The organism is Maribacter sp. (assembly GCF_049667165.1).
Lineage (GTDB): Bacteria > Bacteroidota > Bacteroidia > Flavobacteriales > Flavobacteriaceae > Maribacter_A.
In genome coordinates this window covers 1-5,134 of sequence record NZ_JBATHS010000307.1, presented here as the reverse complement: position 1 = coordinate 5,134, position 5,134 = coordinate 1, and the positions used below count along the sequence as shown (strand labels likewise).

The window sequence follows — 5,134 nt, the reverse complement described above, 5'->3', positions numbered from 1 at the left end:
GTGTGAACCAAAATTCTGTGGGAACGGTAACGTTTAATCCCGGGGCAAGGTCTAATTGGCATTCCCATCCAAACGGACAAATTATAATGGCTTTGGATGGCGAAGGCTATTATCAGGAAAAGGGAAGTGCTAAAAAAATGCTGCATAAAGGGGATGTGGTCAAATGTCCGGCAAACCTCCCACATTGGCACGGGGCAAGTGCCGATAAAGAATTTATTCAAATCGCCATTACCAGCCGTGTCGACGGCCCTACGGAATGGATGGAAGGCGTTACTGATGAAGAATACATGAATTAGAAATCAATAAAAACAAATGAAACACTCAAAAGCAACAATACTATCCATTGGTATCTCTATGGTCATGGTGTCGAACCTATTTGCGCAAAAAGAGCCTATGGTTATCCAAGACCAGGGCAGTTTTGCCGTGGGCGGCAGCGTTATCGAAAACCGGGGTACTTTTGACGCCATCAAACGGACTCCGGAGGGCCAGACCTTTCACGGGGACCATGCCTATATCTTTTATCAGATTCCTGTTGATGCGAGAAAATATCCCTTGGTCATGTGGCACGGTATCGGCCAGTTTTCAAAGACCTGGGAAACCACGCCCGACGGGCGTGAGGGCTATCAGAATATTTTTTTAAGACGTGGTTTCAGTGTCTATTTGATGAACCAACCAAGAAGGGGAAATGCAGGGCGAAGTACTGAGGAGGCGACCATAACCCCTACCCCTGATGAGCAGTTTTGGTTCAACATATTTCGAATTGGTATATGGCCCGAATATTTCCCTGAGGTACAGTTTGCCCAGGACGAGGAAACGCTAAACCAATATTTCCGGCAAATGACGCCCAATATTGGGGGATTTGATACCGAAGTCATTACGGATGCCGCATCACAACTTTTTGATAAAATTGGGGAAGGCATACTAGTGACCCATTCCCATTCGGGAGGATTTGGATGGGCGACCGCCATGAAAAACCCAAACATTAAGGCGATAGTTTCCTATGAACCTGGATCGGGTTTCCCATTTCCAGAGGGTGAAGTGCCTCCAGCATTGGAAAGCTCTGCTGGGCCGTTGGAAGCCGTTGGTGTTTCGAAAGATGAGTTCATGAAACTGACGAAAATTCCCATTGTTATTTACTATGGGGATTTTATCCCTGAAGTGTATGACCCCAACCCCGGAACGGACGGTTGGCGTGTACGACTTGAAATGGCAAAAAAGTGGCGCGATGCGGTAAACAAACATGGTGGCGATGTAACCGTCGTACATCTGCCAGAAATAGGTATCAAGGGCAACACCCATTTTCCATTCTCTGACCTCAACAATGTCGAAGTGGCCGACCTGATGTCAGCGTGGTTAAAAGAAAAAGAACTGGACTAAAACAAGACCTAATATGAAAATTCAAAAAATCGGCATACTATTACTTTTGGCTGTATCATTAAATTGTTTTGGACAAGAAACCAATATGGAAAAAAAAGATGTTGCTAAAGGAGAAATGATGGTTCGGATCGCCGAATTGGAAATTGATCCAAATGCTATTGACGAGTACCTTAATATCCTAAAAGAGGAAGCAGAAGCATCGGTACGGTTGGAGTCCGGGGTCATTTGCATTTATCCTATGTATCAAAAAGAGAATCCGACGCAAATAAGACTTTTGGAAATCTATGCCAATAAAGCGGCGTACGAATCACATTTACTAACGCCTCATTTCAAGCACTACAAAGAGACGACATTGAAGATGGTCAAGAAATTAAAACTGATTGAAATGCAAGCCATTGACCCCGAATCTATGGCCATTATTTTTAATAAATTGAAACAATAACTTAAAAAAAAATAAAATGAGAACACTTGTAATCGGAATCTTTATATTACTAATTAGTGTACCTTCTTTTGCACAGGAAACGACGGTTGAACAAGAAATCAAGGAACTTTCCAAGCAAAAATGGCAATGGATGGCCGAAAAGAATGTGGATAAACTAGCCGAACTTTTCCATGACAGAGCAAAATTTGTACATATGGGCGGTACCTGGAGTAAGGAGCGTGAGGTGGATATTATCAGAAGTGGGGGCATCCATTATAAGAAAGCCGACGTCCATGAGGTCATGGTAGAAGTATTGAATGAAAATACCGTTCTACTTTGGAACCGAATCACGCTTTTGGCCGTTGTGGGGAACAACGAAGTGACCAACCCTTTTATGGTGACAGAAGTATATGTAAAGGAAAACAACAATTGGAAATTGGCTGATTTGACGTTTAGCAAACTAATTACACCTGACCATTAAATTGCTTAAAATAGAAAAGTGTTATTATAAGATTTTAAAAGTGAGCAAAACAAATTGAGGTATTACAGTTTACGAACCGCTAACACTATTGGTCGATCCGAACCGATTCCCCATAAAATTCTGTAGCGATCAACTTCCCCCCTTCATAGACTGAGAATGTTTTGCGGGTCAATTGAATTCCGAACTTTCTGCCTTTCCAGATGACATCAGTAAGTGTTGCCTCGCCGATATCTTCGTGGTTAAATGGTTTTATGGTCAATTTATTTTCTTCCATCTTTACTCCGAATGTCCCAAAAACAATGGCTTCCAAACCAGCTCCGGCGGAAATTTCCAATGGCATGGAAGAGCGATCTTGTTCGGGCACATCGGTTCGGGGATTCTGTGGTAGGTATGGAAAATGATGAACATATCTACTATTTCTCTTAAGTACATCCCAACCTTTACCGGCAAAACCTTTTTGGTACAGATTACGGGAAATACGGCCCGGCATTCCGGCATACTGGCCTCCGCCTCCCCAATCGGAATCAATCAAGTCCCAATGCACAGTGTCTCTGCGAGCAATGGAATACATCCCATATTTACCTAGAAACTCACCTTCCTGCAAATGACTTACCAAACGATAAGCTTGATGGTCTGGTAGAAAATCCGTACCCAATAAATCGAATAAATGATAGGTCCATATGGTGCCTTTGGTGCCGTCTGGATAGTAATTATCGAACCAACCTAATTCCTCGTTCCACATATATTCATTCACAAGACCCTTCAGCTTTTCGGCATCCTTGAAATACGTTTGCCCTAATTTCTTCTCGTTTCTCTTTTTTGCCCAATCGGACATGGTATATAATAAATCAATGGTCAAGGTATTTGTGATCGGTACGGCATGATTATAGCCATCGGTACGGATTTCTATAATTTTCTCCGTATTGTATCCAACATCGATCAACCCTAAATCATTGGTATAATGGGTTTGTAATTCGGTTACCCAGCGCTGCATCCACTCCCATACGGAAACCCCTGCCGCTTTTTCGTCAAAAATGGAATAATCCCCTGTATGCCGAATGTAGGCCTCGATCATGAGTTGAAGTGCAAACGGCTCTTGTATGTACAGAATATCCCAATGAGCCCCGTTCCAACCTACATAAGTCCTTTTCAACTGCACTTGTTCAAAATCGGTCAGGATAGCCCCCTTCAAACTTTGAGGATCCAGCATGGCGATGACATCGGAAGCATAGGATGTGTCCCAACTTATGGTATAAGGCCATGTCCCTACCGCCCAAAATACTTCTGAAATAAAGCTTGGGTTCTCATAGCGACTCATCAATACAGAAAGCATACAACGGTAATAATACTCCTCTAGCTGCTTGTTCGTACTTGAGAATTTTGGCAGTTTATCATAGGCCCAGGACAACATATCACGTGTCTTTTTAGCTGCACGTTCCATGCGCTCCTTAATATCTGACTGGTAAATAGCTGGTGTCCCATCTTTTGGCTCATAGAACTGTACTGCGAAATAAAAGGATTCGGTCTCCCCTGGTTTTATATTAATTTCAAATCCCTTATCGCTAACTTCTTTGATCGATGATGATACCCTAGCGTGCGCCAATTGACTTCCTAAGGTAAAAGCGTCAAGGGAATCCGCTTTGTTTGAACCCTTTACGGCTCCCTTTTTGGAATACCGCTCCATAACCTCGGCTACCTGATTGGGAATGATCGTCATTTCCAAATTTTCTGAATTGCGATTGGTAAGGGTAAGTTTTATAAATACTTCATCATCATCAAAAGACACATTGGTCCAACTCTTTGCGGAAAAACTAACCCACTTCTTGTTATATTCTTTGTGGAATGTGGCGGTTCTTGTATATTGGTTGGGTTGCCATTTTTCATCCTGGGTAACCATTATCGATGGGGAATTCGGCCGAAAATTGGAGCCCAAAGGATCGTAACTACCCCCATCATCTATCCATGATTTCCATTTTGTAGGAACGTCATCCTCTATTAACCGTCCTGTGCCTTTGTCAAAAAAGTTTAAATTGAATTCGTAACGTGGTGAGCCTAAAGGCAAGAACCAAATATTCGTGAACTGCGTTACACTGTACTGTCGTGGGGAAACAAACCCCCTATGGTTGAATAAAAGTACGTGTTCATCATCAAACGAAATATCTTCCCTATCCATAGCATAATACGCCGGGTCGGCGGGGGTATTGACTTTCTGCGCCTGTAATGTTATAACTAGAAAACAACAAGCAAAAAACAGTGTTAATCTAATCCGGTTACTCGTAGGTTTAAGTATCATATCGTTTTTTTAGAATTTTTATTTACACTTTAAATTATTTTAAACGAAGTGCTGCCCCTAATACATCCAAACCAACAGATTGGCAAACGCCATTTTTGTTTTTCTCCTTCATGGTTGCAATATCCCATTTATAAACCTCATCCGCCAAGCCCCAAAGCTCCCTAAACTGTTCTACATAAAGCTTGTCATTTTCAACGTTGGTAAATTCGGGTTGAAATTGATTATTGGTTTTATCACGGGTTTCCCAAATGGCATTTACCGTTTTTTCAATGTTTTCGGTCAAATCAACGTCGATAAGCTTTCTTTCTTCATCATTGCCTAAATAGCGCATCATAATTCCACGACCAGCAAGGTAATCGCGACCATGTTCAGGTCCAAAACTGGACAAGCAGGGCGCCTCGCGAATAATACCATCAACATTGGCAACCAACGCATTCTTTACACCTAAACCAATTTGTTTAATCAAGCTTTTTAATCTCGACTCATACACATAGACATCAAGATTTGAGTCTATTTCTTTTGTCTTTAGGTATTGAGACAGCTCATTTTTTATGGCCAACAT

6 protein-coding genes are annotated in these 5,134 nt (G+C 42.0%); 4 read left to right on the top strand and 2 right to left on the bottom strand.

Translation table 11 applies throughout. The features are described 5' to 3' along the window. The 4 genes from WBM98_RS14400 to WBM98_RS14385 all read left to right on the top strand — a co-directional run. The coding region (locus WBM98_RS14400; RefSeq protein ID WP_424366721.1) for a cupin domain-containing protein at window positions 1-296 on the top strand (296 nt) is incomplete at its 5' end. 16 nt (window positions 297-312) lie between these two features. Further along, window positions 313-1,377: an alpha/beta hydrolase gene (locus tag WBM98_RS14395; protein ID WP_424366720.1), complete on the top strand. Its 1,065-nt coding sequence runs from the start codon at window positions 313-315 to the stop codon at window positions 1,375-1,377. A 13-nt stretch (window positions 1,378-1,390) separates the two neighbouring features. Next, a complete protein-coding gene (locus WBM98_RS14390; protein WP_424366719.1) occupies window positions 1,391-1,819 on the top strand; it encodes a putative quinol monooxygenase in 429 nt (142 codons plus the stop codon). A gap of 16 nt (window positions 1,820-1,835) precedes the next feature. Continuing rightward, window positions 1,836-2,279 carry a nuclear transport factor 2 family protein gene (locus tag WBM98_RS14385; protein WP_424366718.1) on the top strand — a complete coding sequence of 148 codons (444 nt, stop codon included), beginning with the start codon at window positions 1,836-1,838 and terminating at the stop codon, window positions 2,277-2,279. An 85-nt stretch (window positions 2,280-2,364) separates the two neighbouring features. Here the strand turns inward: WBM98_RS14385 and WBM98_RS14380 are convergent, their stop codons facing one another. Together WBM98_RS14380 and WBM98_RS14375 are read right to left on the bottom strand one after the other, a co-directional pair. Then, a complete protein-coding gene (locus tag WBM98_RS14380) occupies window positions 2,365-4,572 on the bottom strand; it encodes a hypothetical protein (protein ID WP_424366717.1) in 2,208 nt (735 codons plus the stop codon). A gap of 34 nt (window positions 4,573-4,606) precedes the next feature. Then, window positions 4,607-5,134, bottom strand: a 528-nt coding sequence (locus WBM98_RS14375) for a hypothetical protein (protein ID WP_424366716.1), incomplete at its 5' end; no start/stop codon positions are given.